This is a genomic window from Caloranaerobacter ferrireducens (assembly GCF_001730685.1).
GTDB lineage: Bacteria > Bacillota > Clostridia > Tissierellales > Thermohalobacteraceae > Caloranaerobacter > Caloranaerobacter ferrireducens.
On record NZ_MDJR01000004.1, the window covers coordinates 44,539 to 71,270 of the forward strand.

Sequence of the window (26,732 nt, forward strand, 5' to 3'; positions counted from 1 at the left end):
TTACATCTCCTTTTGTATATTTTTTTCCATGATATAATCAAATACTTTTTTTAATTTTTTAATATCATATTCATTGTAGAAATCTACAGCAATACTAAATAAATCATTATTAAAATCTCTAAGACTTTTTAGTAGTTTTTTATCCTTTGGAATCCACATATTATTTAACTTATAATATAATTTTATCATCTCCTTCAAACATAGATTTGAAAGAAAATGAAATTCATATTTTGGTCCATTTTGTAGTTTCTTAAGCTTTTTAAAATAATCATTTATCTTAATTATACAATTATTTATTTCATAATCTTCTATTCTTTTTGGTCCTTTATTATATTCTTTAATAGACTCTTTAATAATATAATCACCAAATCCATCTTTATCATATACTAAATTACCATCTTTAAGACATTCAATAAAGAATTGCTCTCTTTTCTTAATTAATTCTTTTGAAATCTTCCTAGAAAAATAATTTACATCGAATTCTACACCTGAAACTTCTAAAATCTTTCTTATTTGTCTATTGCCTTCTTCTGTTATTACAAATATATCTATATCACTTAATTCTACATCAAACTCTAAATTTCTCATAGAACCTACCAAAATAATAGAAGTTACATTTGTATTTTTTTTAATTTCCTGTATTTGATATTTAACAATATCTAAAGCATCCATAAAGCTTTTCCTCCAAGGCAGTCCTCAATTTATGAAAAACTTCATTATTTTTGTCATACATTATGTCTTCAATCCCCCTGACTTTTAAAACATCAAGCAGACTGTTAGTTATAAAAGCAAAATCAAATTTATCTAAGTCTTGTACATCTATTGTGCATTCATGTACTTTTATTCCTATACTCTTTGCTGTTTCTATAATCTCTCTTCTCATTATACCAGGCAATATATTTAAAGAAAGTTTTGGCGTAAATAGCTCATTTCGCCTTATAAAAAAAATATTTGTCATTGTACCTTCAAGTATTTTATTATCAGTATTTATTATTAAAGATTCATCAAAACCTTTCTTTAAAGCCAACCTCTTTAAATAAATATTTTCAAAATAATTTGCAGTTTTATGTCTGTATATAAAACTTTCTCCTCTTCTTATAGGTGCAATATTGAGTTTATATCCTCTAACATAGTCTTCATCCTTGTAAGGTATATCTCTTATCATAAAGTTATAACCTTCATCAAACATAGTAATTCTCAAAGCTTTATAATCATAATTTTTTACATATTCATATACTTTTTTCTCTAATTCTTCATAGGAAATACTAATTTCTATATTTAATTCCTTAATCGAATTATACATTCTATCAAGATGTTCTTTTAATAAAATTGGAATCCCTTTATATATTTTTACTGTCTCAAATACACCAATACCGAACTTAAAAAGTTCACTATTTTCAGTTGCTTTTTTCTTCATATTTCCCCCTAAGTGCTTTTATTATAGATTTTGCTTTATGGAGAGTTTCTTCGTATTCATCATAAGGATTTGAATCCCAAGTTATTCCTCCACCTACTTGAAAATATACACAGTCACCTTTTTTAACTATAGTTCTTATTGCTATATTCAAATCTATTGACCCATCAAATCCTAAGTAACCTATACATCCTGTATAGACATTTCTTTGATTTGGCTCTAATTCATCTATTATCTCCATAGCTCTTACTTTTGGAGCACCTGTAATAGACCCTCCAGGAAAAACTGCTTTTATTAAATCTACCAAATCTTTGCCTTCATCTAACTCTCCAACTACAGTAGACACCAAATGATGCACATTAGAATATTCTTCTAGCTTGAAAAGTTCAGGTACTTTTACGCTTCCTATTTTAGCTACTTTCCCTATATCATTTCTTTCTAAATCCACTATCATTAAAAGTTCTGCCTTATCCTTCTCGCTATTTAAAAGTTCTTCTCTTAAACATAAATCTTCTTCATACGTCTTACCTCTAGGTCTTGTTCCCTTGATTGGTCTAGTCTCTACAATTCTATCTTTTACTTTAATAAATCTTTCAGGAGAATTTGAAAGAATTTCAACTTCCTCAAAATTGAGATAAGCACCAAATGGTGCAGGGCTTACCGTTCTTAAATCTTTATATATTTCATATCCTGTCGCTATTACCTTTCCTTCAAACCTTTGTGTAAGATTAACTTGATAAACATCTCCAGACCTAATATAGTCTCTTATTCTCTCTATGCTCTGTAAGTACTCCTTTTTTGTAAAATTAGACTTTAATATTACTTCTGGATATTCTTTATTTTGATAGCATATCGAATCAATACCATTTACTTCTGCATTTTTTATTCTTTCTAAAGCTTTTTTAACAGCAATATTTTCTAATTCTTTGTCTATATCTGGCGTTGCAATATAAGTCCTGTTTTCTAGATGGTCTACTACAATTACCCAATTATAAAGACCTAAATATAATAGTGGTATATTTATATCATCTACTGCACTGCCTGGTATTTTTTCTATATATCTACATAAATCGTATGAAAGATATCCTACCGCACCACCAATAAAAGGTAAATCAGTAGAATTGGTAACTTTATATTTATTTAACTCCTCTTTAAGTACATCAAAAGGATCTGTAGAATTTTTGTAAATTTTTATTATTTTAAATGGGTTAGAACTGATAAATGAATATCTTCCCAATCTATTTGCATCCATACCACTATCAAGAATAAAACTAAAACTATCGTCTTTAAATATTGTATACAATTCAAATGAATTAAGTTTAGTAAATATTTCTTGTATCATTTTAATCTTCTCCTCTTGCTTGTTTAATGAAGTTATTAAGCAACTCATGCCCCTTTTCTGTCAAAATAGCTTCTGGATGAAACTGCATACCTTCTATTAAATAGTTTTTATGTCTTATCCCCATTATTTCTCCTTCGTTAGTTTCAGCCGTAATTTCTAAATCGTCTGGAAGAGTAGCTCTATCAATAACAAGCGAATGATATCTAGTAACTTTCAAAGGATTATTTAATCCTCTAAATACTCCTTTATTATAATGAATTATTGGTTCTACTTTCCCATGAACTGGTCTTATTGCTTTCACAATTTTTGCTCCGAATACATGTCCTATTGTTTGGTGCCCTAAACAAATACCTAATATCGGCACTTTGCCCTTGAAATGTTTTACTATATCTATTGAAATACCAGCTTCGGAAGGTGAACAAGGTCCAGGAGATATAACAATAATCTCTGGATTTAATTTTTCTATTTCTTCTAATGAAACCTCATCATTTCTTTTAACTAATATTTCTTCTCCTAATTCAGCTAAAAATTGATATAGATTATAGGTAAAAGAATCATAATTATCAATCATGAAAATCAAAAATATTCCTCCCTTTTTAACTCGCTATTCGTCATTCGCTTTTCGTCATTCGATAAAACAAAATCTTTGATTTAAATAAATCAAGGTAGATTTTGCCTATATCCATTACGGAAATTATATTTAAATTTATCCACAATATAGTTTATAACGACCCTGGCATGTAAGCATGCCAGACAACGTTTCAATAAAATCAACATTAATTTTTTTAACATAAGATTTTATTATAATTTCCTATGGATTATAGAAATTTTTTAGAAAATTTATTCATATTATTCTGACAAATAATTTCAATTTTCTACCTTTAAGTTAATTTTAAACTTATATCTTATTAGTGTCAATTGGGAATGGATACTAGGTACTGGGTACATGGTACTGGGGATGGGCTAAAGAAATGTAAAATTGAAAATGTAAAATTAGTTAACAGTCGATAGATTAAAAATTATTAGTTGCCACAGTTATTTTTTGAGTCTTAATTTTCAATTTTAAATTTTAAATTTCTATTTCTTGTATAAGCTGGTGGCTGTTCGTAGTTCGCTATTCGCTTTTCGATAATCGAATGACGAGTAATGAACAAAAATGACAATACCAAACAGCGAAAATACGACATATTTCCCGGGAAATGACATTTCATAACAAAAATTAACGACAATAAAAGTGAATACAGGTACTAGGTACTGGGTGCTGGGACTGGATATTAGATTCAGAAAAATCCGTAGGCTTAGCATGGACGCTAAACCAGCATCCTACAAGACAGGACGTCTTGATTAGGTGCGTTAGGGTTTTTCGAAATTATGAATCTTAGTTTTCTCTAAAGATTTGTCTATGAGCGTTATTTTTTCAATCCATTTAAAAATACTACTTTGTCAACAAGCTCTACCTACACTAATATTAAGGTGTAGGTTTTAATTTTATTAATTTGACAATTCAATAAATTTTCTTGTACAACTTTGCATAGCAGAAATAATTGCTGATCTGAATCCAGATTTTTCAAGAGTCGCTATAGCCTCTATAGTTGTTCCACCTGGCGAACACACCATATCTTTTAATTCACCAGGATGTTTTTTTGTATCTAATACCATCTTAGCAGCACCTAAAACTGCTTGAGCTGCCATTCTATATGCTTTGTCCCTTGCAAGTCCATCAAGAACTGCAGCATCTGCCATTGCTTCTATAAGCATAAATACATAAGCAGGAGAAGAACCACTTACCGAAGTTGCGGCTGCCATTAATTTTTCATCTACTATTTCAACCTTACCAAAGCTTTCAAATATATTTATTAATTCATCTATTTCTTTTTTAGATATTTTTTCGTTAAAACACATAGAAGTCATGCCTTCACCTACAAAAGATGGTGTATTAGGCATTGTCCTAACTACTTTTAACTTTTTCCCAAAACTTTTTTCAATTCCATTTATGTCTTTTCCTGCTGCTATAATGACTATTATTACATCATCTTTCACAAAATCTCTTATTTCTTTTATAATTTGTTCATATATATCAGGCTTAATTGCTAATACTAAAATATCAGCAACCTTCGCTACTTTTTTATTATCTGTTGTAGTCTTTACTCCATACTCTTTTGAAACAAAACTTAATCTTTCCTCATTAACATCTGATACTATAACTTGCTCAGGTAAAACTAAATTTGATTTTAATATTCCCACCATCATTGCTTGCCCCATATTACCACAACCAATAAATCCTATTGTCTTTTGCAATTTTACTTCTCCTTTCTCTTCTATTATGCTTTAAACCTTTTAGACCAGTGATTTGCTGTTACAATTTCAGACTGTAGGCAAAATAAAGTTATAATGATTGAAAAAATAAAAGCGAATAATTACAAAGCTTTAGCAAAGAAAACTTGATGAAGAATTTCAGAAAAATCCGTAGGCTTAACAGGACGTTAAGCCAGCATCCTACAAGACAGGACGTCTTGATTAGGTGCGTTAGGATTTTTCGAAATTAAGAATCTTAGTTTTCTCTAAAGATTTGTCTATGAGCGTTATTTTTCCAATCTATTAAGAAATATTTCTTTATCAACAAACTCAAATTGGGACAGTAATTTACTGTCCCAATTTGGCTATATCTTTTCTATAATACATATTCTCAAAATTAATCTTTTCGATATTATTATATACAACTTCTCTAGCTTTTTCCAGAGAATTTCCTAAAGCCGTAATTGTAAGTACTCTTCCACCATTTGTGTAAAATTTACCATCTACCTTTTTCGTTCCTCCATGAAAAACAACAACCTCTTCATCAACTTTATCTAAATCTGTAATCACTTTTCCTTTTTCATAACTTACTGGATAACCTTCAGATGCCGCTACTACACATACACAATGTCTATCTTCCCACTTCAAATCATCTTCTGTTAATTTTCCAGATAGAGTTTTTTCAAAAATATCAATTATATCGCTCTTTAATCTTGGGAGTACTACTTCAGTTTCAGGGTCGCCCATTCTAACATTAAATTCTAAAACTTTAGGACCATTCTTTGTAAGCATAAGCCCTATAAATAAGATTCCTTGATAAAATATTTTCTCCATATTCAATCCATACATAATACGGTCTAATATTTCTTCTCTAATAGTATTTTTTAATGCCTGAGTAAACAATGGATGTGGTGAAAAACATCCCATACCACCTGTATTGGGTCCTTCATCTCCTTCAAATATCTTTTTATAATCTTTCGCACTCTCCATAGGTATTATTTTTTTGCCGTCAATAATACATAAAAGTGATGCTTCTATACCTTCTAAATATTCTTCGATAACTATATTTTCACTAGATAAACCGAACTTTTTCTCTTCCATCATATCAATTATAGCTTTTTCTGCTTCTTGTCTAGTTTCACAGATTACTACACCTTTTCCACCAGCTAAACCGTCTGCCTTTATTACTAAAGGATATTCAAAACTATCAAGAGCTTTAATTGCATTTTTACTATTTTTAAAGGTTTTGTATTTCGCTGTAGGTATATTATACTTTTCCATAAATTTTTTAGCAAATATTTTACTGCCTTCTAGCATTGCACCTTTTTTATCTGGACCAATTATCTTAAGACCTTTCTCTTTAAATTTATCAACAATCCCCTCTACTAGTGGTGCTTCAGGGCCTACTATAGTCAAATCTATATTTTCTTTTAAAGCAAATCCTAATAAAAGTTCTATATCTTCAGCCCTTATTTTTACACACTCAGCAATATCACTTATTCCTCCATTACCAGGTATGCAGTATATTTTACTTACCTTTGGACTTTTAGAAACCTTCCAAACTATTGCATGTTCCCTTGCACCACTGCCTACAACTAAAACCTTCATTATCCGCTCATCCTTTCATTTTCGCTACTTAATTCTGTCATTCGCTATTCGTATTTCGCTTTTCGCTCTTTATTTAACAAATAACCAATAGCGAATGACGAATTAATTTTACATTTCTAGTACCTAGTACCAAGTACCCAGTACCCAAAATTAATGCTTAAAATGTCTTATACCTGTAAATATCATAGCTATACCATATTTGTTTGCTGCTTCAATAGACTCTTTATCTCTAATCGAACCACCAGGCTGAATAATTGCAGTTATTCCTGCTTTAAAAGCTGTTTCTACACAATCAGGAAATGGGAAAAACGCATCAGATGCCATTACACTATTTTTCACTCGACTTTCACCTTGTTTTATAGCATTCTCTAATGCCCATATTCTATTAACCTGGCCAGGACCAATAGCAACAGTTCCTTTATTCTTAGCTAATACAATTGCATTAGATTTGACATTCTTTACCGCCTTCCAAGCAAATAATAAATCTTCTAATTCTTTTTCAGTAGGTTTTCTCTCTGTTACAAATTTAAGTTCATCTTGCATAAGCTTAGTATTTCTGTCTTGAATTAGTATTCCACCCAGTACTCTTTTAATATCATATCCTCTTTCTTCTCTTGCAGTAATTTCAGGTAAAACCAGTATCCTAATATTTTTCTTAGAAGTAAGTACTTCCAAAGCTTCAGTAGTATACGAAGGAGCTATCACTACTTCTATAAAAATCTTATTTATCATCTCGGCAGTTTCTCTATCAATTTCCCTATTAGCTGCAATAATTCCACCAAATATTGACATTTTATCTCCTTCATATGCTTTTTTAAATGCTTCACTAATAGTATTACCACTACCTATACCACATGGGTTAGTATGTTTTACAGCAACTACAGTCGGTTCTTCAAATTCCTTCAAAATCTCTAACGCACCATTTGTATCGTTTATGTTATTAAAAGATAATTCTTTTCCATGAAGTTGTTTCGCCTCTTGAAGAGTTCCTTTTATTGAATATATATCAGTATAAAATGCTGCTTTTTGATGAGGATTTTCTCCATATCTTAAATCTTGCTTTTTCTTAAATGTTAAAGTAATTAAATCTGGCATCTCTATATTGGCTCTTCTATTAAAATACTCTGATATTAATGCATCATAATGACTTGTATATTGAAATACTTTAGCAGCAAGATATTCTTTAGTTTTTAAACTTATGTCTTTATTTTCCTTTAATTCTTCTATTACTTTATCGTAATCATTAGGATCTATAATAACTGTAACATATTTATAGTTTTTAGCTGCTGCTCTAAGCATAGATGGGCCACCTATATCAATATTCTCTATTATCTCTTCATGAGTTACGTTAAGTTTACTTACCGTTTCTTTAAATGGATATAGATTATTAACAACCATGTCTATACAATTTATTTCAAGCTCTTTTAAAGTTTTAATATGCTCATCATTATCTCTTATCGCTAATAACCCTCCATGAATTTTAGGATGTAAAGTCTTTACTCTTCCATCAAGACATTCAGGAGAACCTGTTACATCTGAAATATCTATAGTTTCTATTCCATTTTCGGCAAGTTTTTTTCTTGTTCCACCAGTCGATATAATTTCCCAACCTAATTCCTTTAACTTTCTTGAAAATTTTACTATACCGGTCTTATCATATACGCTAATAAGTGCTCTTTTCAAAGTAAAATACCTCCCTCTTTTAGTTCGTCGTTCGGTATTCGTCTTTCGCAATTCGCTTTTCGACATTCACTTTTTATTAAACGAACAGCGAATGACGAATAACCAGTACCTAGCACCAAGTACCTAGTACCTAATCACTACCTTTCTGCCTACAACTTCTAATTTGTTTTCACAAAACAATTTCACTGCCATTGGCAAAAGCTTATGTTCTATCTTCAATACTTTTTCTTTAAGCGTATCTATAGTATCATTATCATCTACAGCAACAGCTTCTTGTAATATAATAGGACCTGTATCTGCTCCTTCATCAACGAAATGAACAGTAGCACCTGTTATTTTAACTCCATACTCTAATACTGCTCTATGAACTCTTTCCCCATAATACCCTTTTCCGCAAAAGCTCGGAATTAAAGAAGGATGTATGTTAATAATTCTATTTTTATAATGATTAACAAATTCTTTACTCAACACTTTTAAATATCCTGCTAATACTACCAATTCAACTTGATGCTTCTTTAGTTCATCTAAAATTTTTAAATCAAATTCTATATCGCTATTAAATTCCTTCCTATTTATATATAAAGCTTCTATGGAATTCTTTCTTGCTCTTACAAGTCCATAAGCGTCCTCTCTATTAGAAATTACAACCTTTATTTTTCCATTTATATACCCTTTTTCTACACTCTTAATCAAAGCCTCAAGATTAGTACCGCTTCCTGAAATTAAGACACCGATATTTACTGATGACATATTCTAATGCCACCTTCTCCCTTTTTTATCTCTCCTATTAAATAAGCTCTTTCTCCAATACTATTTAAATAATTTAGTACTTTATCTTCATCTTTTTTATCTACAACTATAACCATTCCAATTCCCATATTAAAAGTAGAATACATTTCTTTTTTATTGATCTTTCCTAATTTTTCAATTAATTTAAAAATAACTGGTATATCTACGCCTTTAACATCTATATCTGCAACAAGACCTTCAGGAAGCATTCTTGGTATATTTTCATAAAATCCTCCACCTGTAATATGACTCATTCCTTTTACAACGTATTTATCTAAAATCTTTTCAATTATATCTGCATATATACGAGTAGGTTTTAATAATTCTTCACCCAAAGTCATTCCTAATTCCTCTACATACTGATTAATACCAAATTTTTCTATTTCAAAAAATAACTTTCTAACTAAAGAAAAACCGTTACTATGAAGGCCGTTAGATGGTAATCCTATCAAAACATCTCCTTCAGAAATACTAGAGCCGCCAATAATTTTATCTTTATCTACTATACCTACTGCAAATCCAACTAAATCATATTCACCTTTACTGTAAACACCAGGCATTTCAGCAGTTTCTCCACCTATCAAAGCACATCCAGCCTTTACGCAGCCATTCGCTACTCCTTCAACTATTTTTGAAATAACTGTAGGCTCTATCTTATATGTCCCAATATAATCAAGAAAAAATAAAGGCTTTGCACCTTGGCACAATATATCGTTTACACACATTGCAACACAATCTTCTCCAATCGTATCGTGCTTATCCATCATATAAGCAACTTTTAATTTAGTTCCTACCCCATCTGTACCTGATACTAAAATAGGCTCCTTGTATTTATCTGTATCTATTTTAAAAAGACCACTAAAGCCTCCTATACTTGACATAACACCCTTAGTATAAGTTCTCTTTACATGTTCTTTAATCAAATTAACCGCTTCATATCCAGCTTTAATATCAACACCCGCATCTTTATAAGTAATACCTTTAGTGCTCATATAAGCACCTCCTTTAATTATCGTCATTGGTCGTTCGTCGTTCGCTATTCGTTTTACTATTCGAAATACAAACAGCGAAAAGCGAATGACGAATAACCAGTACCTAATCTAACGGTACCTCCATAGGATAATCACCATTAAAACAAGCTAAACAAAATCCTCTGTTTTTGCCTGTAGTTTTTATAAGACCTTCAATAGATAAATAACTTAAACTATCTGCATTTATCAATTTTCTAATATCTTCAGTAGTATTCTTAGCACCTATAAGTTGTTTTCTCTCAGGAGTATCTATTCCAAAGAAGCAAGGGAACTTAACTGGAGGCGAACTTATTCTTACATGCACTTCTTTAGCTCCAGCTGATTTTAAAATATCTACAATTCTTCTTATAGTAGTCCCTCTAACTATAGAATCATCTACTAAAATAACCCTCTTTCCCTTTATATTTTCCTTTACTACGTTAAGCTTAAGTCTTACTCCCTGCTCTCTTAACTCTTGACTAGGCTTAATAAAAGTTCTTCCGACATATCTATTTTTTATTAACCCTTCGCTAAAAGGTATTCCCGACTCTTCTGAAAATCCTATTGCAGCTGCCGTACCTGAATCTGGAACAGATATAACTATATCTCCGTTAGCTTCAGATTCTCTAGCAAGAATCCTACCCGCTTCCTTTCTAGCAAGATAGACGCTAGTTCCGTCCATTACACTATCAGGTCTAGCAAAATAGATTAACTCAAAAATACATAAACTCCTTTTACACCATTTATCATACGGTATGCCTCTCATACCCTTTTCATCAATGATAATAATTTCTCCCGGCTCTACATCTCTAATTAACTCAGCACCGACAGTGTCTAACGCACAGCTTTCTGATGCAATAACAAAACCATCTTTTAATTTTCCTATACATAAAGGCCTTATCCCGTATGGATCTCTTACTCCTATTAACATGTCTCCCATAGTCAAAACTAATGCATAAGAACCTCTAATAAGTTCCATAACCTTTTTTATTGCATTTTCAATACCCGATTTATGATATCTTGCTATTAAATTAACTATTACTTCAGTATCTATAGTTGTTTGAAATACAACACCTTCTTCTTCTAATATTTCTCTTATAGCTTGAGCATTCACTAAATTGCCATTATGGGCCAATGCAATATCTCCATTTTTATACTTAACTACTAAAGGCTGAGCATTTGAAGCTCTACTTTCTCCTGTTGTAGAATATCTAACATGCCCTATACTTATATTGCCCTCAAGATTTTTCAAAATATCATCATCAAATACCTCTGATACCAATCCCATGCCTTTACAGTATCTGATTTCACCTTTATCATTAACAGCAATACCACAGCTTTCCTGACCTCTATGCTGCAGCGAATATAAACCAAAATAAGCAATCTTAGAAACGTCTTTTAACTTATTTGAATATACTCCAACTATGCCACATTCCTCATTCAACTTATCACTACATGCTAGCCCATTATACATGGCAATACACTCCTTAGTTTATTTGTAACATCTTCTACCTTAATATCAATTGCCAATTTGCCGTTAACTTTTATTGATAATTTATCTTTTATAGTTTTTCCTAATACTGCAAATGGAATTTCGTATTGATTACATAATTCTTTTAATTTGTCTACATTATTCACATCTAAAGATATCAATATTCTTGATTGACTTTCTGAGAATAAATATATATCTTCTCTAAAAGTTGTATTAACTGAAATTTCAGCTCCTAAATTACCCTTAGAGCAACATTCACATAATGCTAGTGCTAATCCTCCCTCACTCAAATCATGAGCTGACTTTATAAGTTTTTTATCTATAAGCTCAAGACATAAATCTTGTAATCTTTTTTCTAAATCTAAATCTATTTCTGGTACTTCACCTAATTCTAAACCATGAATTACCTTTAAATACTCACTTGCACCAATTTCTTCCTTAGTTAAACCTAAAAGTACAACAATATCGCCTTCATCTTTAAAACCTATGGTCATAACTTTATCTAAATCCTCTATAAGCCCTACCATTCCTATTATTGGAGTTGGGTAAATAGCATTTTCTGGAGTTTCATTATAAAAACTTACATTACCACTTACAACTGGAGTATTAAACTTCTTGCAAGCTTCACTTATACCTAAAATGCTCTCTCTAAACTGCCAGAATCTATCTGGTTTCTCTGGATTTCCAAAATTAAGTCCATCAGTAACTGCTAAAGGTTTTCCACCAGTTACAACAATATTTCTAGCCGCTTCAGCAACTGCAATCTGAGCACCTCTTCTAGGATTCAAATAACAATATCTACTATTACAATCTGTCGTAGCAGCTATAGCTTTATTCGTTCCATCAACTCTAATTACAGCTGCATCTGCTCCAGGAGTTACTACCGTATTAGTTCTTACCTGATAATCATATTGATTATAAACCCATTCTCTACTACATAAATTTGTAGAACTAAGCATTTTAAATAATACTTCATTTAAATCGTTTACTTCCTTTAGTTCATCTACCGAAAGAATTCTCTTTTTATCTATATATTCTGGCTTTTTATATTCTCTGTAATATTTTGGTGCCTCATCGGCTAAAGATTTTGCAGGTACTCTACCAACAATTTCCCCATTTTCCATAATAGTTAACATTCCATCATCTGTAACTTTTCCTATAACAGCTGAATGAAGTCCCCATTTATCGAATATCTTTTTAACCTTTTCTTCTGCACCTTTTTTTATAACAAGAAGCATTCTTTCTTGTGATTCTGATATCATTACTTCTACAGGCAGCATTCCTTCTTCTCTTCTAGGAACTAAAGATACATCTACAATCATTCCTGAATTACCTCTAGAAGCCATTTCACTACATGCTGATGTTAATCCAGCAGCTCCTAAATCCTGTATGCCGACAACATAATCTGTATCTAAAAGTTCAAGACAAGCTTCTAATAACAGTTTTTCCATAAATGGGTCTCCGACTTGAACTGCAGACCTCTGCTCTGCTGTTTCTTCAGTCAATTCTACAGAAGCAAAACTCGCTCCTCCTATCCCATCTCTCCCAGTAGATGCTCCTACATACATAACTAAATTTCCAACACCTGCTGCAGTTCCTCTGTGAATTTTATCGTGCTCAATAACTCCGATACACATAGCATTTACTAAAGGATTACCTTTGTATGATTTATTAAAATATACTTCTCCACCTACTGTTGGAATGCCGATACAGTTTCCATATCCTCCAATTCCTGAAACTACTCCACTAAATAAATATCTCATCCAGTCATCATCTTCTATTTCTCCAAATCTTAGAGAATTTAGAAGTGCTATCGGTCTTGCTCCCATTGCAAAAATATCTCTAATAATTCCTCCAACACCAGTTGCAGCTCCTTGATAAGGCTCTACTGCAGAAGGGTGATTGTGGCTTTCTATTTTCATTGCTACAGCCTTATTATCTCCTATATCAATAATTCCAGCATTTTCACCAGGCCCTTGAAGTACTCTTTCATTTGAAGTCAGAAAATGCTTAAAAAGTGCTCTTGAATTCTTGTAACTGCAATGTTCAGACCACATAACGCCATACATATTTAACTCTAAATTATTAGGTTCTCTACCTAGAATTTCTAATATTTTATCATACTCTTCCTTAGTAAGTCCTACACTTTTCCAAGGCTTATTATTCATCACTTGAAATGTCCCCTCTCTAAATAATCTATCATGGATTTAAATAGAGCTAATCCGTCTTCATTTCCTAACAGTATTTCTGAAGCCCTCTCAGGATGAGGCATCATCCCCAATACATTACCTGCTTTATTGCATATTCCTGCAATACTATTTACAGAACCATTCGGATTTGACTTATCATCTATCAAACCTTCTTTACTGCAATATCTAAAAACAATTTGATTGTTCTTTTCAAGTTCAGCTAGACCTTCTTCATCAATAAAATAATTACCTTCACCATGAGCTATAGGTATATTAATAACTTGACCTTCTTTATAATTTAAAGTAAAAGGTGTAGTATTGTTTTCAATTCTAATAGGAACAGTTTTACATATAAACTTAAGATTATTGTTTCTTATAAGTGCTCCAGGAAGTAATCCTACCTCTGTTAATATCTGAAACCCATTACAAATTCCTATTACTAATTTCCCTTTATTAGCATGTTTAACTACACTATCCATGATTTTAGAAAATCTCGCTATCGCTCCACATCTTAAATAATCGCCGTATGAAAAACCTCCTGGCAAAATTATCACATCATATTCTTCTATATTTTCTGTATCATGCCAAATATAATCTACATCCTTCTTAAGAACATTTGATAACACTTTATAACAGTCTATATCACAATTAGAACCTGGGAAAACAACAACTCCAAATTTCATTTTTAACCCTCCAGTATCTCAAAACTGTACTTTTCCATAACTGTATTAGCCAATAATTTCTCACACATCTCTTTTATCTTGCTTTCAGCTTCTTCTCTTTTTATATCTTCAAGTTCAAGCTCAATTATCTTTCCTATTCTTACTTTGTCAACTTCTTTATAACCTAAAGAATTTAATGCTTCTTTAACTGCATTACCTTGAGGGTCTGAAATGCCTTTCTTTAAAGTTACATAAACTACTGCCTTCATTATAAAACCTCCTCTACTCTCCTTAATACTTCTCTATAAGCGTCCTTTACCTTACCTAAATCTTTTCTAAACCTATCTTTATCCATTTTTTGATTTGTTTCTTTATCCCATAATCTGCATGTATCTGGTGATATTTCATCAGCTAAGATAATTCTACCATCATATCTTCCAAACTCCAATTTAAAATCTATAAGTCTTAAACCAACCTTTTCGAAAAAATCCACTAATATCTCGTTTATTTTTAATGCCTTTTCCTTTATAGCTTCTAATTCTTCCTTATCTGCAAGTTTTAATGCTTGTATATGATAATCATTAATTAATGGATCACCTAATTCATCATTTTTATAACAAAATTCAAGAACTGTAGTTTCTAACTGTGTTCCTTCTTTAAACCCAAGTCTTTTTGCTAAAGAACCTGCTGCAACATTTCTAACAATAACTTCTATTGGTACAATTTCTACAGCTTTAACAAGCATCTGTCTTTCGTCTATTAATCTAACAAAATGTGTTTCTATTCCAGCATTCTCTAATAATTTAAAAAGCATTGCTGACATTTTATTGTTTATAATACCTTTGTTTTCTATTATTCCTTTCTTTTCTCCGTTAAATGCTGTTGCATCATCCTTGTATTCAATCAAATATACTTTTTCATCATCAGTTTTATAAACTCTTTTCGCCTTACCTTCATAAACAAATTCTTTTTTCATTCTAAACCCTCCTAATTTTTTTAATAAAATCAGTTGCCAGTTACCAGGGAACAGGGGACAGGATAATACTAGTTACCAGTTGCCAAGGAACAGTTGCCAGTCCCCTGTTCTCTGTTTTTAATTTTTTAATCCCTGTCCCTGTCATCTGTTCTCTGTTCTCCATTCACTATCAACTATTTACTAAATTCTACATTTTACATTTTCAATTTTACATTTCTATATTCCCAGTACCCAACACCTTCTTATCCTTCTCTTCGACAATTCTTTTCATTTCTTCTCTGTACTCTCTTAGCTTATCCTTTAATTCTGTATATTTTAGTGACAATATTTCAACTGCTAATAATCCTGCATTTTCTGCTCCATTAATAGCTACAGTTGCAACTGGTATACCTTTTGGCATCTGAACAATTGATAATAAAGAATCCATACCATCTAATGTTGATGATTTAATTGGTAAACCAATAACAGGTAAAATAGTTACTGCTGCTAAAACACCAGGAAGATGAGCTGCTTTTCCTGCCGCTGCAATTATCAAGTCAAATCCATTGTTTTCTGCATTTTTTGCAAATTCTAAGGCTTTATACGGTGTTCTGTGAGCCGATAATACTCTTACTTCCCTCTCTATCCCGAACCTATCTAATATTTCTAACGCTTTTGAAACTATTGGAAAGTCTGAGTCACTTCCCATTACCACAGCTACTTTCATTTCAAAACCTCCTTTTAATTATCGTCATTCGCTATTCGTGATTCGTTTTTCGATATTCGATATCTCTGCAGCATATCATACCACCTGTAGCAGAGAATTAGTTCTCCGCTACTAGTATACCCAGTACCTAGTACCCAGTACCAAGTCATAAACATAAAAGTCCGAAATGATAATACTTTATTCCGGACTTTTACTACTAAGCTGACCCCTCACACTCATTAGTGTGGCATTATAAACTTTAATACAAACAATATTCCTAAAATATACATTATAGGTGAAACTTGCTCTCCTTTACCTGTTAATAGTTTTAGTAAAATGTAAGAAATTATACCAAATACTATACCTTCAGCAATACTATAAGTTAATGGCATCATTATTATTGTCAAGAATGCTGGAATTGCTTCTGTAAAATCTTCTAAATCTATTCTTTTAATTGGTGACATCATGAATAAACCAACCAATATTAAAGCTGGTGCAGTAGCAGCACTTGGAATCATTATAAATAATGGTGAGAATAATAAGGCTATTGCAAACATACCTGCAGTTGTTAATGCTGTTAAGCCTGTTCTACCACCTTCAGCTACTCCTGATGCACTTTCTACATAAGTTGTAACAGTGCTTGTCCCTAAAATAGCTCCAACAGTAGTACCTACAGCATCTGCAAATAGAGCCTGTTTTGCTCTAGGTAGTTTACCTTCCTTATCAAGCATATCTGCCTTAGATGCAACTCCTACCAAAGTACCAACAGTATCAAACATATCAACAAATAAGAATGTAAATAAAACTATTAACATATCTAAACTAAAAATATTTGAAAAATCAAATTTAAATGCTATAGGTGCTATTGAAGGAGGCATACTTATAAATTTCATTCCTTCAGGTAACTGTGTTACACCCATAGGTATACCTATTATCGTAGTAACAACAATACCTATTAATAATGCACCCTTTACATTTCTAGCTAATAAAATACCTGTAATTACTAAACCTATAAGTGCCAATAAAGGTGCTCCACTTGTTATATCCCCTAATTTAACTATTATTCCACCTAATTTATCGTTTCCAACATGAAACATACCAGTTTTAACAATTCCTGCATTAACTAGACCTATAAAAGCTATAAATAAACCAATTCCCACTGAAACAGCATGTTTTATATTTAATGGAATACAATTTATAATTGCTTCACGAATGTTTAAAAATGTTAATATAATAAATATAATTCCTTCTAAAAATACTGCTGTCAGTGCGAATTTCCATGAATATCCCATTCCTAAAACAACTGTATAAGCAAAGAATGCATTTAACCCCATACCTGGTGCTAAAGCAAAAGGATAATTTGCATATAAAGCCATTACTAATGTTGCAGCAATAGCTGATAAAGCGGTTGCAGTAAATAATGCTCCAAAATCCATCCCAGTTGCAGATAAAGTCAATGGATTAACTATAAGTATGTAGGCCATTGTCATAAAAGTTGTTATACCTGCTGTAATCTCTGTTCTGATGTTTGTGTTGTTTTCTGTTAGTTTAAAGAACTTATCCATTACTAGCCCCTCCTTAATTATTATTATTGCTTAAAAATAATTTAAGCCCAGTCAGGGTAGGTTTACGCTATAAGTGAAACCTACCCGACCGGGCTTTTGTCCCCTCGGTGTGATATTACACATAGTAATACCTGTACCGCTCGGACCAGACAAAAACATTACATAAAAGTAAGTTTTTCGGAACCCTAGGTACACTTTCACTCATAGTCAGGCAATTTACGGTTGCCTGGTAGAAACTCCCCAGCCATATTCCAGGGATTATATGAGTGGTAAATATTTTATTTTCCTAAGCTAATAATAACAAATTAAAATATATAAGTCAATACATTTTGCGAATATTAAATATAATTAATAAAAATAAAGTTTGTTATAATACGAACATTTTTTATTCCCATTCGATGGTTCCAGGTGGTTTAGATGTTATATCGTATACTACTCTGTTTACATTTTCTACATTATTAACTATCTTATTTGATATTTCCTCTAATACATCAAATGGTATTTTAGCCCAATCTGCTGTCATTCCATCTGTACTAGTTACCGCTCTTAACACTATCAAATGACTATATGTTCTTTCATCTCCCATAACTCCTACACTTTTTACGTCTGGTAGAACAGCAAAGTACTGCCAAATCTTTTTATCAAGTCCATTTTTCTTAATCTCTTGCCTAAATATCCAATCAGCTTCACGAACTATTTCTAATTTTTCTTCAGTTATTTCTCCTAGAACTCTTATAGCCAATCCAGGTCCAGGGAAAGGTTGCCTATTTACTATTTCATCTGGAATGCAAAGCTTCCTTCCAACATCTCTCACTTCATCTTTAAATAATAATCTCAAAGGTTCTATTATTTCAAAATCGACATCTTCAGGAAGTCCACCTACATTGTGATGACTCTTTATAACAGAAGCTTTATCAGTTCCACTCTCTATAACATCTGGATATATTGTACCTTGAACGAGATAATCGACTTTCCCAAGCTTACTTTTCTCTTCTTCAAAAACTCTAATAAATTCCTCTCCTATTATCTTTCTTTTTTTCTCTGGATCTGTTACCCCTTTAAGCTTATTTAAAAATCTATCCTTTGCATTAACTCTTATTAGATTCATATTGAATTTTTCTCTAAATATTTTCTCTACCTGATCCCCTTCATCTTTTCTAAGCAAACCATGATCAACAAAAATACAAGTAAGATTATGTCCAATCGCTTTATGAACTAATACTGCTGCAACAGAAGAATCTACTCCTCCTGACAATGCACATATAGCTTTTTTGTCTCCTATTTTCTCCTTTATTTCTCTAATAGATTGGCTGATAAAATCCTCCATAGTCCAATTAGGCTCACACTTACAAATGTTATATATGAAATTTTTAATTATATCTCTACCTCTTTGAGTATGTTCTACTTCTGGATGAAACTGAACTGCAAAAATTTTATCTTCATTTTTCATTGCTGCAACAGGACAAGAATCTGTGCTTGCTATAACTTTAAAACCTTCAGGAAGTTTTTCAATAAAATCAGTATGACTCATCCAGCATGTTATACTTTCTTCTAAACCTTTAAATAAATCACCATTATCGATAATTTCTAATTTAGTCTTTCCATATTCTCTAGAATCAGCTTTACTCACTTCTCCACCAAAAACTTGTGCTATCAACTGACCACCATAACAAATTCCTAAAATTGGTACATTTAAACCAAAAACTCCTTGCTTGCATTTTGGAGAATCTGATGCATAAACACTAGCAGGTCCTCCTGAAAAAATAATTCCTTTTGGAGATTTAGCTTTTATTTTTTCAATATCATAATCATAAGGTACTATTTCACAATATACATTTGCTTCCCTTACTCTTCTAGCTATTAATTGACTATATTGGCCCCCAAAATCAAGTATTAAAATTAAATCGTTCTTCATCATACTACCTCCGTTTTCTCACTATTCGTCATTTGATATTCGTCATTCGCTTTTCGCTACTCGCTATTCGATTGTCGAGAAACGAAAAGCGAATAGCCAATGCTAGTACCCAGTACCAAGTACCTAGCACCTAATATCTATCTCCTACTATAATTAGGTGCTTCTTTTGTAATTTGTATATCATGAGGATGACTTTCAATCAAACCAGCCTGAGTTATCCTTATGAATTGTCCTCTTTCCTGTAACTCTTTGATTGTTGGTGTACCACAATAACCCATTCCTGCCTTAAGCCCACCAACTAATTGGAATATAGTATCTTTAAGTGGTCCCTTATATGGAACTCTTCCTTCTACACCTTCTGGTACTAGTTTTTTACTATCTTCTTGGAAATATCTATCTTTACTTCCAGAAGCCATAGCTCCCATCGAGCCCATACCTCTGTATACTTTAAATCTCCTACCTTGATATAACACAGTTTCTCCTGGACTTTCTTCAGTTCCTGCAAATAAAGATCCCATCATAACTACATCTGCTCCTGCAGCTATAGCCTTAACTATATCTCCAGAATATTTAATACCTCCATCTCCTATAATAGGAACATTGTATTTCTTTGCCGCTTGTGCACAATCATAAATAGCTGTAATCTGAGGTACTCCTACACCAGCTACAACTCTTGTTGTACATATTGAACCAGGCCCTATACCTACTTTAACAGCATCCGCACCAGCCTTTATCAAATCTTCAGTAGCCTCTGCAGTTGCAACATTTCCAGCTATTAACTGAAGTTCAGGAAATTTATCTTTTATCTTGCTTACAGCTTCAAGAACCCCTTTAGAATGACCATGTGCTGTATCTATAACAACAACATCTACCTGTGCATCTACCAATGCTTTAACCCTATCAAGCATATCTTTTGTAACTCCAACTGCTGCTCCAACTAATAATCTACCCTTACTATCCTTAGCAGAATTTGGATATTCTATAGATTTTTCAATATCTTTGATTGTAATTAATCCTGCTAATCTTCCATCATCATCGATTAATGGAAGCTTTTCTATTTTATATTTTTTCATTAATTCCTGAGCTTCTTCCATAGAAATCCCTTTTTTAGCTGTAACAAGGTTATCTTTAGTCATAACTTCTTTGATTTTTTTACTTGTATCAGTTTCAAATCTAATGTCTCTGTTTGTTATAATCCCTACTAATTTTTTATTTTCGTCAGTTATTGGTACGCCAGATATATGATACCTTTCCATAAGTTCTAATGCGTCCGATACATTATGCTCCGGTGAAAGATAAAAAGGATTAGTTATAACTCCGTGCTCTGACCTCTTAACTTTATCTACTTCCATAGCCTGACTTTCTATAGACATATTTTTATGAATAATACCGATTCCACCTTCTCTTGCAATAGCTATAGCCAACCTAGATTCCGTAACCGTATCCATACCCGCACTCATTATAGGAATATTAAGCTTGATTTTTCTTGTAAGATAAGTTTCAACACTTACTTCTTTAGGCAGTATCTCAGATTTAGCTGGTATTAAAAGAACATCATCAAATGTTAATCCTTCTTTTAAAAACTTTTCCATTAAAATTCCTCCCCAATTTATTATTAGACAATGAAAACAAAAAAACACAAACTCCTGAGTGGAATTTGTGTTTTGGGTACAAAAACTACACCATAGCTACAAATATAGCTAGGTTTAATACAAAATCCCACTCATAGTCAGACAATTTACGGTTGTCTGGTAGAGACTTTCTGGCCATATTCCAGAAATTATATGAGTGACAGCCGCTATTTAGTTTTCTTTTTAAGTTAACAGAAATTTATAGAGTTGTCAAGATTAATTTATATAGAAAATTGTGTATCTTGTTTGAATTAGAAAAAAGAGGTATCTCCAAAGATACCTCTTTTACTTATCTTTTTTTATTGCAACATATATATTAAAAACCAAACCAATAATTAATATATACATAACAAAGTCATTAACATAATATTCAGAATATCCAATTATATTCGTCCCAAAAAGAGTTGCAGTTATATTTTTTAGCTTCTCACTATTTAAAACTAATCCAATACTATAATTCAGCCTGCTTACATAAAATATTTTTAATATGATAACAGCAATAAATAAAATCACATTAACTATTGAAGTTTTTTTCAACACTACCTTTCACCATCCGAATTAGTTTTTACTAATTTCTCTTTAACAATTCTTCTCATTCTACCATTTCTGACATCTTGCTGTACAATATCTGCTAAACTGTTATCTGATTTAGATTTATTTCTACTGCCAATTATTCTTCCTATTTTATTATTATATAAATCCATTTCTTTTTCAATTTCAGGTTGACCGGATGCTCCTATTTCATGCGCTGTTGCCCATCTATAAGCCCAACATAATCAATATGTTTAACCATTAAAGCATTCCAATAAGCATGTCTAAAAGCATCTCCATTCCCATTATGTAACCCAGAAGAATATCTTTCATTTGCCTCATTAAATGCTTTTTTGCCCTGCCATATTGCTTTCAACCCTTTAGTAGGATTTTCATTATATAACTTTTGTTCTTCTGGATTCAAATCAACTGGTGCTGGATAATTTGAATAAGCTATAACTTCATTAACTTTAATATTTTTATTTAAGTATTTTTTACGCATTTCAGCTTTAAGAAATCGATTTAATTCTTCATTAGTTGCATCTGGATTTTGTTTAATATAATCATTCAATTTCCCCATAAAATATTCAACATCTTCTAATTTTAGAAGTTTTCCATAATTGATCTCATCATAAACATGACTTGGACTAATTTTTTCAATATTAGATGTCGCAAAAACTGTAGATACTCCTGTCAAGATAGTTAACACACATACAAAAACAATAAAGAAAGTTTTTAGATGTCTCATTTGTCATCCCCCTCTTAATTTTTAATTATTATAGTTAATTACAGAACTCTACAATTGTTAAAAAAAACTAATATTATTTAATAATAATGATGTGTTATACGATATAAATTATATATATATAATATATGAAATGTCAATTATTTTTTTAAATGTAATTATTTTGTAATAATGTAGTCTTAATATCATATTTTTTAAAATATTACTCTAATGATAATATAAAGAAGAATTAAATATCCATCGTTAAACCTAAACGTAATAAAAAAGATAAAGATATTGCTTTAACTAAAAGCAAAACTAAAAAGTTTATAGACATCCTAAAGGTCTTTCTAAAAACAAGAACATAATAAACTTAAAAAATTTACGTTTTAAAAAAGTGATAGAGGTATACTTAACATGCTGGAAGAAATCTTTTTTAAGCAGCGTGCTTAATTAAAGCACGCCACTTATCCTTAAATAACAAGCAAAATAACTAAACTATACTCAATCCGTACAGTTTTTTATTTTATCTTAAATAACACTTTCTCACGATAATTTTACACTATCTCCATATATAACTCTTAAAGACCCTAAAAGTTCCGTATCCCTCTTACCTAATCCATACCCAATTTTCTCAATACTTATTCTAGGTAATGAAACAAAATCTTCTGCAATACTTTTTATTATGGCAGCACCAGTAGGAGTAACTAGTTCGCTCCTTATTCCTGTACTATATATAGGTACTCCTTTTAATATTTCTAATGTTGCAGGAGCAGGTATAGGTAATTTACCATATCTATAATCCATAAGACCTGTTCCGACATGTATATAGGATGATAATATTTTGTCTACTTTAAGCATATTTATGCAAATACACGCACCGACAATATCAATTATTGAATCTATAGCTCCTACCTCATGAAAATATACCCTCTCTATTGGTCTATTATGTATTTTACTTTCAGCTTCAGCTATTAATTTAAATATTTTTTTACTCATTTCTTTAATCTTTATATCAAGTTCGCTATCTTCTATCAGCTTAATAATATCAAATAAATTTCTCTTATTATCCTTTAAAGAACCAGTCAATATTACATCAAAATCCGTTCCCGCTATACCTTTCTTTTTCTTTTTTTCAATATTTATCGAAAAGCCTTCAATATTAATCTTTTTTAATTCTTTTAAAAAATCGTCTTTGTTTATACCTAAATCTAATAAAGCTCCGATAATCATATCTCCACTTATACCAGATAAACAGTCAAAATATAACATTTTTTTCATTTAATCACCTCATTTTTAAAATCGTTTATCGTCTTTCATCATTCGCTGTTCGTGAAATTATTAAAAACAAAAGTCTCAGTTTTTCACAAGACTTTTGACTTTATCAATCGTTATTCCATCAAAGTAAATTATATCTTACTTTTTCCCTTTTTTTCAATTTAAACTATTTTATTGTTTGCTATCTCTTTTTTTCATGCTATATATTTTTTTATAAGTAAAATACTAATAATGAATGAAATTAATTCGTCGTTCGTCATTCGCTGTTCGATATTCGAAAGACGAAAAGCGAATAACGAATATCGATTTATTAAAAATTGGAGGTATTGCCATGGCAAATTTTAATTCTAAGTTAGATTATAAAACACTTTCATTAATCGAAGAGCAATTAAAGCAAGAGAAACTGCTATATAAAAAATACTTAAATTATGCAGAAATGTGTTATGATAGTGAACTTAAAAACTTATGCTACAACGCCAGTAAGAGACATAAGAAAAATTATAAGAAAGTACTTAGTTATTTAGTCGATAGTCGATAATCGATAGAGAAATTAAAAATTGAAAATGTAAAATTTAGAATTAGTTAACGGTTGACAGTCAACAATCAATAGTCGATAGATAAAAAAATATTGGCTGACAACTAACAGTTTTCAGGTATCAGTTATTCTTTAAGTCTTAATTTTCAATTTTAAATTTTACAATTTCCTGTTCTCTGTTAACTGGCAACTCACATAAAAGGAGGCATGCCTCATGTACATTATTAATAATTTATCAGAACAAGAAATATTAAATGACTTAGTCTTATCGGAAAAAGAATTAGCAATTTCTTATAACAATACAATTGTTGAATCAACTTGCCCAGTTTTAAGGAAAATACTATCTGAATGTCTAAATGATATTCAAGATATTCAATATACAATATATAAGATAATGGATGAAAGAGGATGGAATCGAAGCCGTTTGGTAAGCGAATCAGATTTACTTAATACAGTAGAAAAATTTCAATCTATACAATAAAAAAATCTTCGATTTAAAAAAACTTAAATTAAGGATGATTTTTTTGAAATCCATTACGGAAATTATATCTTAAATTATCTACAATTCAATAAGGAATATAATTTCCTATAAATTATAAAAAACCTCCGGCAAAAAACCGGAGGTTTTCATTACATCATTGGCATTCCGCCTGGCATTCCGCCACCCATTCCCATATCTTTTTCTTCTTCTTTATCTGCTACTACAGCTTCAGTAGTTAATACCATTGCTGCTACTGATGCAGCATTTTGAAGAGCTGATCTTGTAACTTTAGTTGGGTCTACTATACCAGCTTCAATCATATTTACATATCTTTCATTTAATGCATCAAATCCTATACCTTTTTCGCTTGATTTAACTTTTTCAACTATAACTGAACCTTCTAAACCAGCATTTGCGGCAATTTGTCTTACTGGTTCTTCTAAAGCTCTTCTTATTATATCTACACCTGTCTTAACATCTCCTGTCTCAGTTTCAAGTACTTTTTCAACTGCAGGAATTACGTTGATTAATGCAGTTCCACCACCAGGAACTATACCTTCTTCAACTGCTGCTCTTGTTGCAGCTAAAGCATCTTCTATTCTTAATTTCTTCTCTTTTAATTCAGTTTCAGTAGCTGCACCAACTTGGATAACAGCAACTCCACCTGATAATTTAGCTAATCTTTCTTGTAATTTCTCTCTATCAAAATCTGAAGTTGTTTCTTCAATTTGAATCTTAATTTGTTTAATTCTATCTTTAATAGCTTCTTCTGAACCTGCTCCACCTACAATTGTAGTATTTTCTTTATCAACTTTTACTCTGCTAGCTCTACCTAACATTTCAATTGTAGCTTCTTTTAAGTCATATCCTAACTCTTCTGAAATAACTTCTCCACCAGTTATGATAGCAATATCTCTTAACATTTCTTTTCTTCTATCACCAAATCCTGGAGCTTTAACAGCTACACAAGTGAATGTACCTCTTAATTTATTAACAACTAATGTAGCTAAAGCTTCTCCCTCTACATCTTCTGCTATTATTAATAACTGCTTTCCTTGTTGTACAATTTGTTCTAATACTGGTAATAGATCTTGTACATTTGATATCTTTCTATCTGTGATTAAGATGTATGGATCATCTAATACAGCTTCCATCTTTTCTGCATCAGTTACCATATATGGTGATAAATATCCTCTATCAAATTGCATACCTTCAACTACTTCTAATGTAGTTCCCATTGACTTTGATTCTTCAACTGTAATAACGCCATCTTTTCCTACTTTCTCCATAGCTTCAGCAATTAATTTTCCAATTTCTTCATCAGCTGCTGAAATTGAAGCAACTTGAGCTATAGCTTCTTTACCTTCAACTTGCTTTGATAAAGCTTTAAGTTCTTCTACTGCAGCATCTACTGCTTTATGTATACCTTTCTTAATTAACATTGGATTAGCACCAGCAGCTACATTTTTTAATCCTTCTCTTATAATAGCTTGAGCTAATAATGTAGCTGTTGTAGTACCATCTCCAGCAACATCATTAGTTTTTGTAGCAACTTCTTTAACTAATTGAGCTCCCATGTTCTCATATGGATCTTTTAACTCAATTTCACGAGCTATTGTAACACCATCATTTGTGATAAGTGGTGAACCAAACTTTTTATCTAAAACAACATTTCTTCCTTTTGGTCCTAAAGTCACTTTAACAGTATCTGCTAATTTATTTATACCTCTTTCCATTGCACGACGAGCTTCTTCACTAAATTTTATTTCCTTCGCCATCTTAAATTACCTCCTTTTTCTTTTTTTAACATAAAACCGTCTTTCACTTCTCACTATTCGCTACTCGTAATTCGCTATTCGATTTTCGAAAAGAAAGTAGCGAAAAGCAAATAGCCAAAACAATTTTACATTTTACATTTTCAATTTTA

The 26,732-nt window shown here is 31.3% G+C and carries 25 protein-coding genes and 2 riboswitches; of the genes, 2 read left to right on the forward strand and 23 right to left on the reverse strand.

The window, feature by feature from the left end; translation table 11 throughout:
• The 22 genes from BFN48_RS07505 to larC form a co-directional block, all read right to left on the reverse strand.
• Complete coding sequence (locus tag BFN48_RS07505; protein WP_069650285.1) at positions 1 to 672, reverse strand: nucleotidyltransferase domain-containing protein; 672 nt, start codon at positions 670 to 672, stop codon at positions 1 to 3.
• Positions 650 to 1,417 (reverse strand): aminotransferase class IV, encoded by a 768-nt coding sequence (locus BFN48_RS07510; protein ID WP_069650286.1) that lies wholly within the window; start codon positions 1,415 to 1,417, stop codon positions 650 to 652. The genes BFN48_RS07505 and BFN48_RS07510 overlap by 23 nt, the downstream gene beginning before the upstream one ends.
• Positions 1,398 to 2,756, reverse strand: a complete 1,359-nt coding sequence (pabB, locus tag BFN48_RS07515; RefSeq protein WP_069650287.1) for an aminodeoxychorismate synthase component I — start codon at positions 2,754 to 2,756, stop codon at positions 1,398 to 1,400. The genes BFN48_RS07510 and pabB overlap by 20 nt, the downstream gene beginning before the upstream one ends.
• A gap of 1 nt (position 2,757) precedes the next feature.
• Positions 2,758 to 3,327 carry an anthranilate synthase component II gene (locus BFN48_RS07520; RefSeq protein WP_278287323.1) on the reverse strand — a complete coding sequence of 190 codons (570 nt, stop codon included), beginning with the start codon at positions 3,325 to 3,327 and terminating at the stop codon, positions 2,758 to 2,760.
• A 920-nt stretch (positions 3,328 to 4,247) separates the two neighbouring features.
• The gene (gene proC, locus BFN48_RS07525) at positions 4,248 to 5,054 is read right to left on the reverse strand and encodes a pyrroline-5-carboxylate reductase (RefSeq protein ID WP_069650289.1); all 807 of its coding nucleotides are present in this window, start codon (positions 5,052 to 5,054) and stop codon (positions 4,248 to 4,250) included.
• 345 nt (positions 5,055 to 5,399) lie between these two features.
• Positions 5,400 to 6,659, reverse strand: a complete 1,260-nt coding sequence (purD, locus tag BFN48_RS07530) for a phosphoribosylamine--glycine ligase (protein ID WP_069650290.1) — start codon at positions 6,657 to 6,659, stop codon at positions 5,400 to 5,402.
• A gap of 150 nt (positions 6,660 to 6,809) precedes the next feature.
• Entirely contained in the window at positions 6,810 to 8,342 is a 1,533-nt protein-coding gene (gene purH / locus BFN48_RS07535; protein WP_069650291.1) for a bifunctional phosphoribosylaminoimidazolecarboxamide formyltransferase/IMP cyclohydrolase, read from the reverse strand.
• 123 nt (positions 8,343 to 8,465) lie between these two features.
• Complete coding sequence (gene purN, locus BFN48_RS07540) at positions 8,466 to 9,092, reverse strand: phosphoribosylglycinamide formyltransferase (protein ID WP_069650292.1); 627 nt, start codon at positions 9,090 to 9,092, stop codon at positions 8,466 to 8,468.
• A complete protein-coding gene (purM, locus tag BFN48_RS07545) occupies positions 9,080 to 10,123 on the reverse strand; it encodes a phosphoribosylformylglycinamidine cyclo-ligase (protein WP_069650293.1) in 1,044 nt (347 codons plus the stop codon). Before purM ends, purN begins: the two co-directional genes overlap by 13 nt.
• Before the next feature lie 103 nt (positions 10,124 to 10,226).
• The gene (gene purF, locus BFN48_RS07550) at positions 10,227 to 11,615 is read right to left on the reverse strand and encodes an amidophosphoribosyltransferase (protein ID WP_069650294.1); all 1,389 of its coding nucleotides are present in this window, start codon (positions 11,613 to 11,615) and stop codon (positions 10,227 to 10,229) included.
• On the reverse strand, positions 11,600 to 13,801 hold the full coding sequence (gene purL, locus BFN48_RS07555) for a phosphoribosylformylglycinamidine synthase subunit PurL (protein WP_069650420.1): 2,202 nt from the start codon (positions 13,799 to 13,801) through the stop codon (positions 11,600 to 11,602). The genes purF and purL overlap by 16 nt, the downstream gene beginning before the upstream one ends.
• The gene (gene purQ / locus BFN48_RS07560; RefSeq protein WP_069650295.1) at positions 13,801 to 14,505 is read right to left on the reverse strand and encodes a phosphoribosylformylglycinamidine synthase subunit PurQ; all 705 of its coding nucleotides are present in this window, start codon (positions 14,503 to 14,505) and stop codon (positions 13,801 to 13,803) included. The genes purL and purQ overlap by 1 nt, the downstream gene beginning before the upstream one ends.
• 2 nt (positions 14,506 to 14,507) lie before the next feature.
• Entirely contained in the window at positions 14,508 to 14,753 is a 246-nt protein-coding gene (gene purS, locus BFN48_RS07565) for a phosphoribosylformylglycinamidine synthase subunit PurS (protein ID WP_207644711.1), read from the reverse strand.
• Entirely contained in the window at positions 14,753 to 15,460 is a 708-nt protein-coding gene (gene purC, locus BFN48_RS07570; RefSeq protein WP_069650297.1) for a phosphoribosylaminoimidazolesuccinocarboxamide synthase, read from the reverse strand. Before purC ends, purS begins: the two co-directional genes overlap by 1 nt.
• 208 nt (positions 15,461 to 15,668) lie before the next feature.
• Positions 15,669 to 16,166, reverse strand: a complete 498-nt coding sequence (gene purE / locus BFN48_RS07575) for a 5-(carboxyamino)imidazole ribonucleotide mutase (protein WP_069650298.1) — start codon at positions 16,164 to 16,166, stop codon at positions 15,669 to 15,671.
• Positions 16,167 to 16,384: 218 nt separating this feature from the next.
• Positions 16,385 to 17,710, reverse strand: a complete 1,326-nt coding sequence (locus tag BFN48_RS07580) for an NCS2 family permease (RefSeq protein ID WP_069650299.1) — start codon at positions 17,708 to 17,710, stop codon at positions 16,385 to 16,387.
• A gap of 184 nt (positions 17,711 to 17,894) precedes the next feature.
• Positions 17,895 to 17,996: riboswitch (purine riboswitch) on the reverse strand.
• Between the two features lie 99 nt (positions 17,997 to 18,095).
• Complete coding sequence (gene guaA / locus BFN48_RS07585; protein WP_069650300.1) at positions 18,096 to 19,625, reverse strand: glutamine-hydrolyzing GMP synthase; 1,530 nt, start codon at positions 19,623 to 19,625, stop codon at positions 18,096 to 18,098.
• Between the two features lie 137 nt (positions 19,626 to 19,762).
• Positions 19,763 to 21,217 (reverse strand): IMP dehydrogenase, encoded by a 1,455-nt coding sequence (gene guaB, locus BFN48_RS07590; protein WP_069650301.1) that lies wholly within the window; start codon positions 21,215 to 21,217, stop codon positions 19,763 to 19,765.
• Between the two features lie 114 nt (positions 21,218 to 21,331).
• A riboswitch (purine riboswitch) is annotated at positions 21,332 to 21,433 on the reverse strand.
• Between the two features lie 108 nt (positions 21,434 to 21,541).
• Positions 21,542 to 21,796 carry a hypothetical protein gene (locus BFN48_RS07595; protein WP_069650302.1) on the reverse strand — a complete coding sequence of 85 codons (255 nt, stop codon included), beginning with the start codon at positions 21,794 to 21,796 and terminating at the stop codon, positions 21,542 to 21,544.
• Entirely contained in the window at positions 21,796 to 21,996 is a 201-nt protein-coding gene (locus BFN48_RS12140; RefSeq protein WP_083238854.1) for a DUF6973 domain-containing protein, read from the reverse strand. Before BFN48_RS12140 ends, BFN48_RS07595 begins: the two co-directional genes overlap by 1 nt.
• Entirely contained in the window at positions 21,993 to 22,535 is a 543-nt protein-coding gene (locus tag BFN48_RS07600) for a DUF6973 domain-containing protein (protein ID WP_069650303.1), read from the reverse strand. Before BFN48_RS07600 ends, BFN48_RS12140 begins: the two co-directional genes overlap by 4 nt.
• 522 nt (positions 22,536 to 23,057) lie before the next feature.
• The gene (gene larC / locus BFN48_RS07605; protein WP_069650304.1) at positions 23,058 to 23,792 is read right to left on the reverse strand and encodes a nickel pincer cofactor biosynthesis protein LarC; all 735 of its coding nucleotides are present in this window, start codon (positions 23,790 to 23,792) and stop codon (positions 23,058 to 23,060) included.
• Positions 23,793 to 24,120: 328 nt separating this feature from the next.
• On the opposite strand from larC, the gene BFN48_RS07610 reads away from it, so the two are divergent.
• Positions 24,121 to 24,327 (forward strand): hypothetical protein, encoded by a 207-nt coding sequence (locus BFN48_RS07610; RefSeq protein WP_069650305.1) that lies wholly within the window; start codon positions 24,121 to 24,123, stop codon positions 24,325 to 24,327.
• A 211-nt stretch (positions 24,328 to 24,538) separates the two neighbouring features.
• On the forward strand, positions 24,539 to 24,805 hold the full coding sequence (locus BFN48_RS07615; protein WP_054871369.1) for a spore coat protein: 267 nt from the start codon (positions 24,539 to 24,541) through the stop codon (positions 24,803 to 24,805).
• A gap of 149 nt (positions 24,806 to 24,954) precedes the next feature.
• Here the strand turns inward: BFN48_RS07615 and groL are convergent, their stop codons facing one another.
• Positions 24,955 to 26,583 carry a chaperonin GroEL gene (groL, locus tag BFN48_RS07620; protein ID WP_069650306.1) on the reverse strand — a complete coding sequence of 543 codons (1,629 nt, stop codon included), beginning with the start codon at positions 26,581 to 26,583 and terminating at the stop codon, positions 24,955 to 24,957.
• Positions 26,584 to 26,732 lie beyond the last annotated feature (149 nt).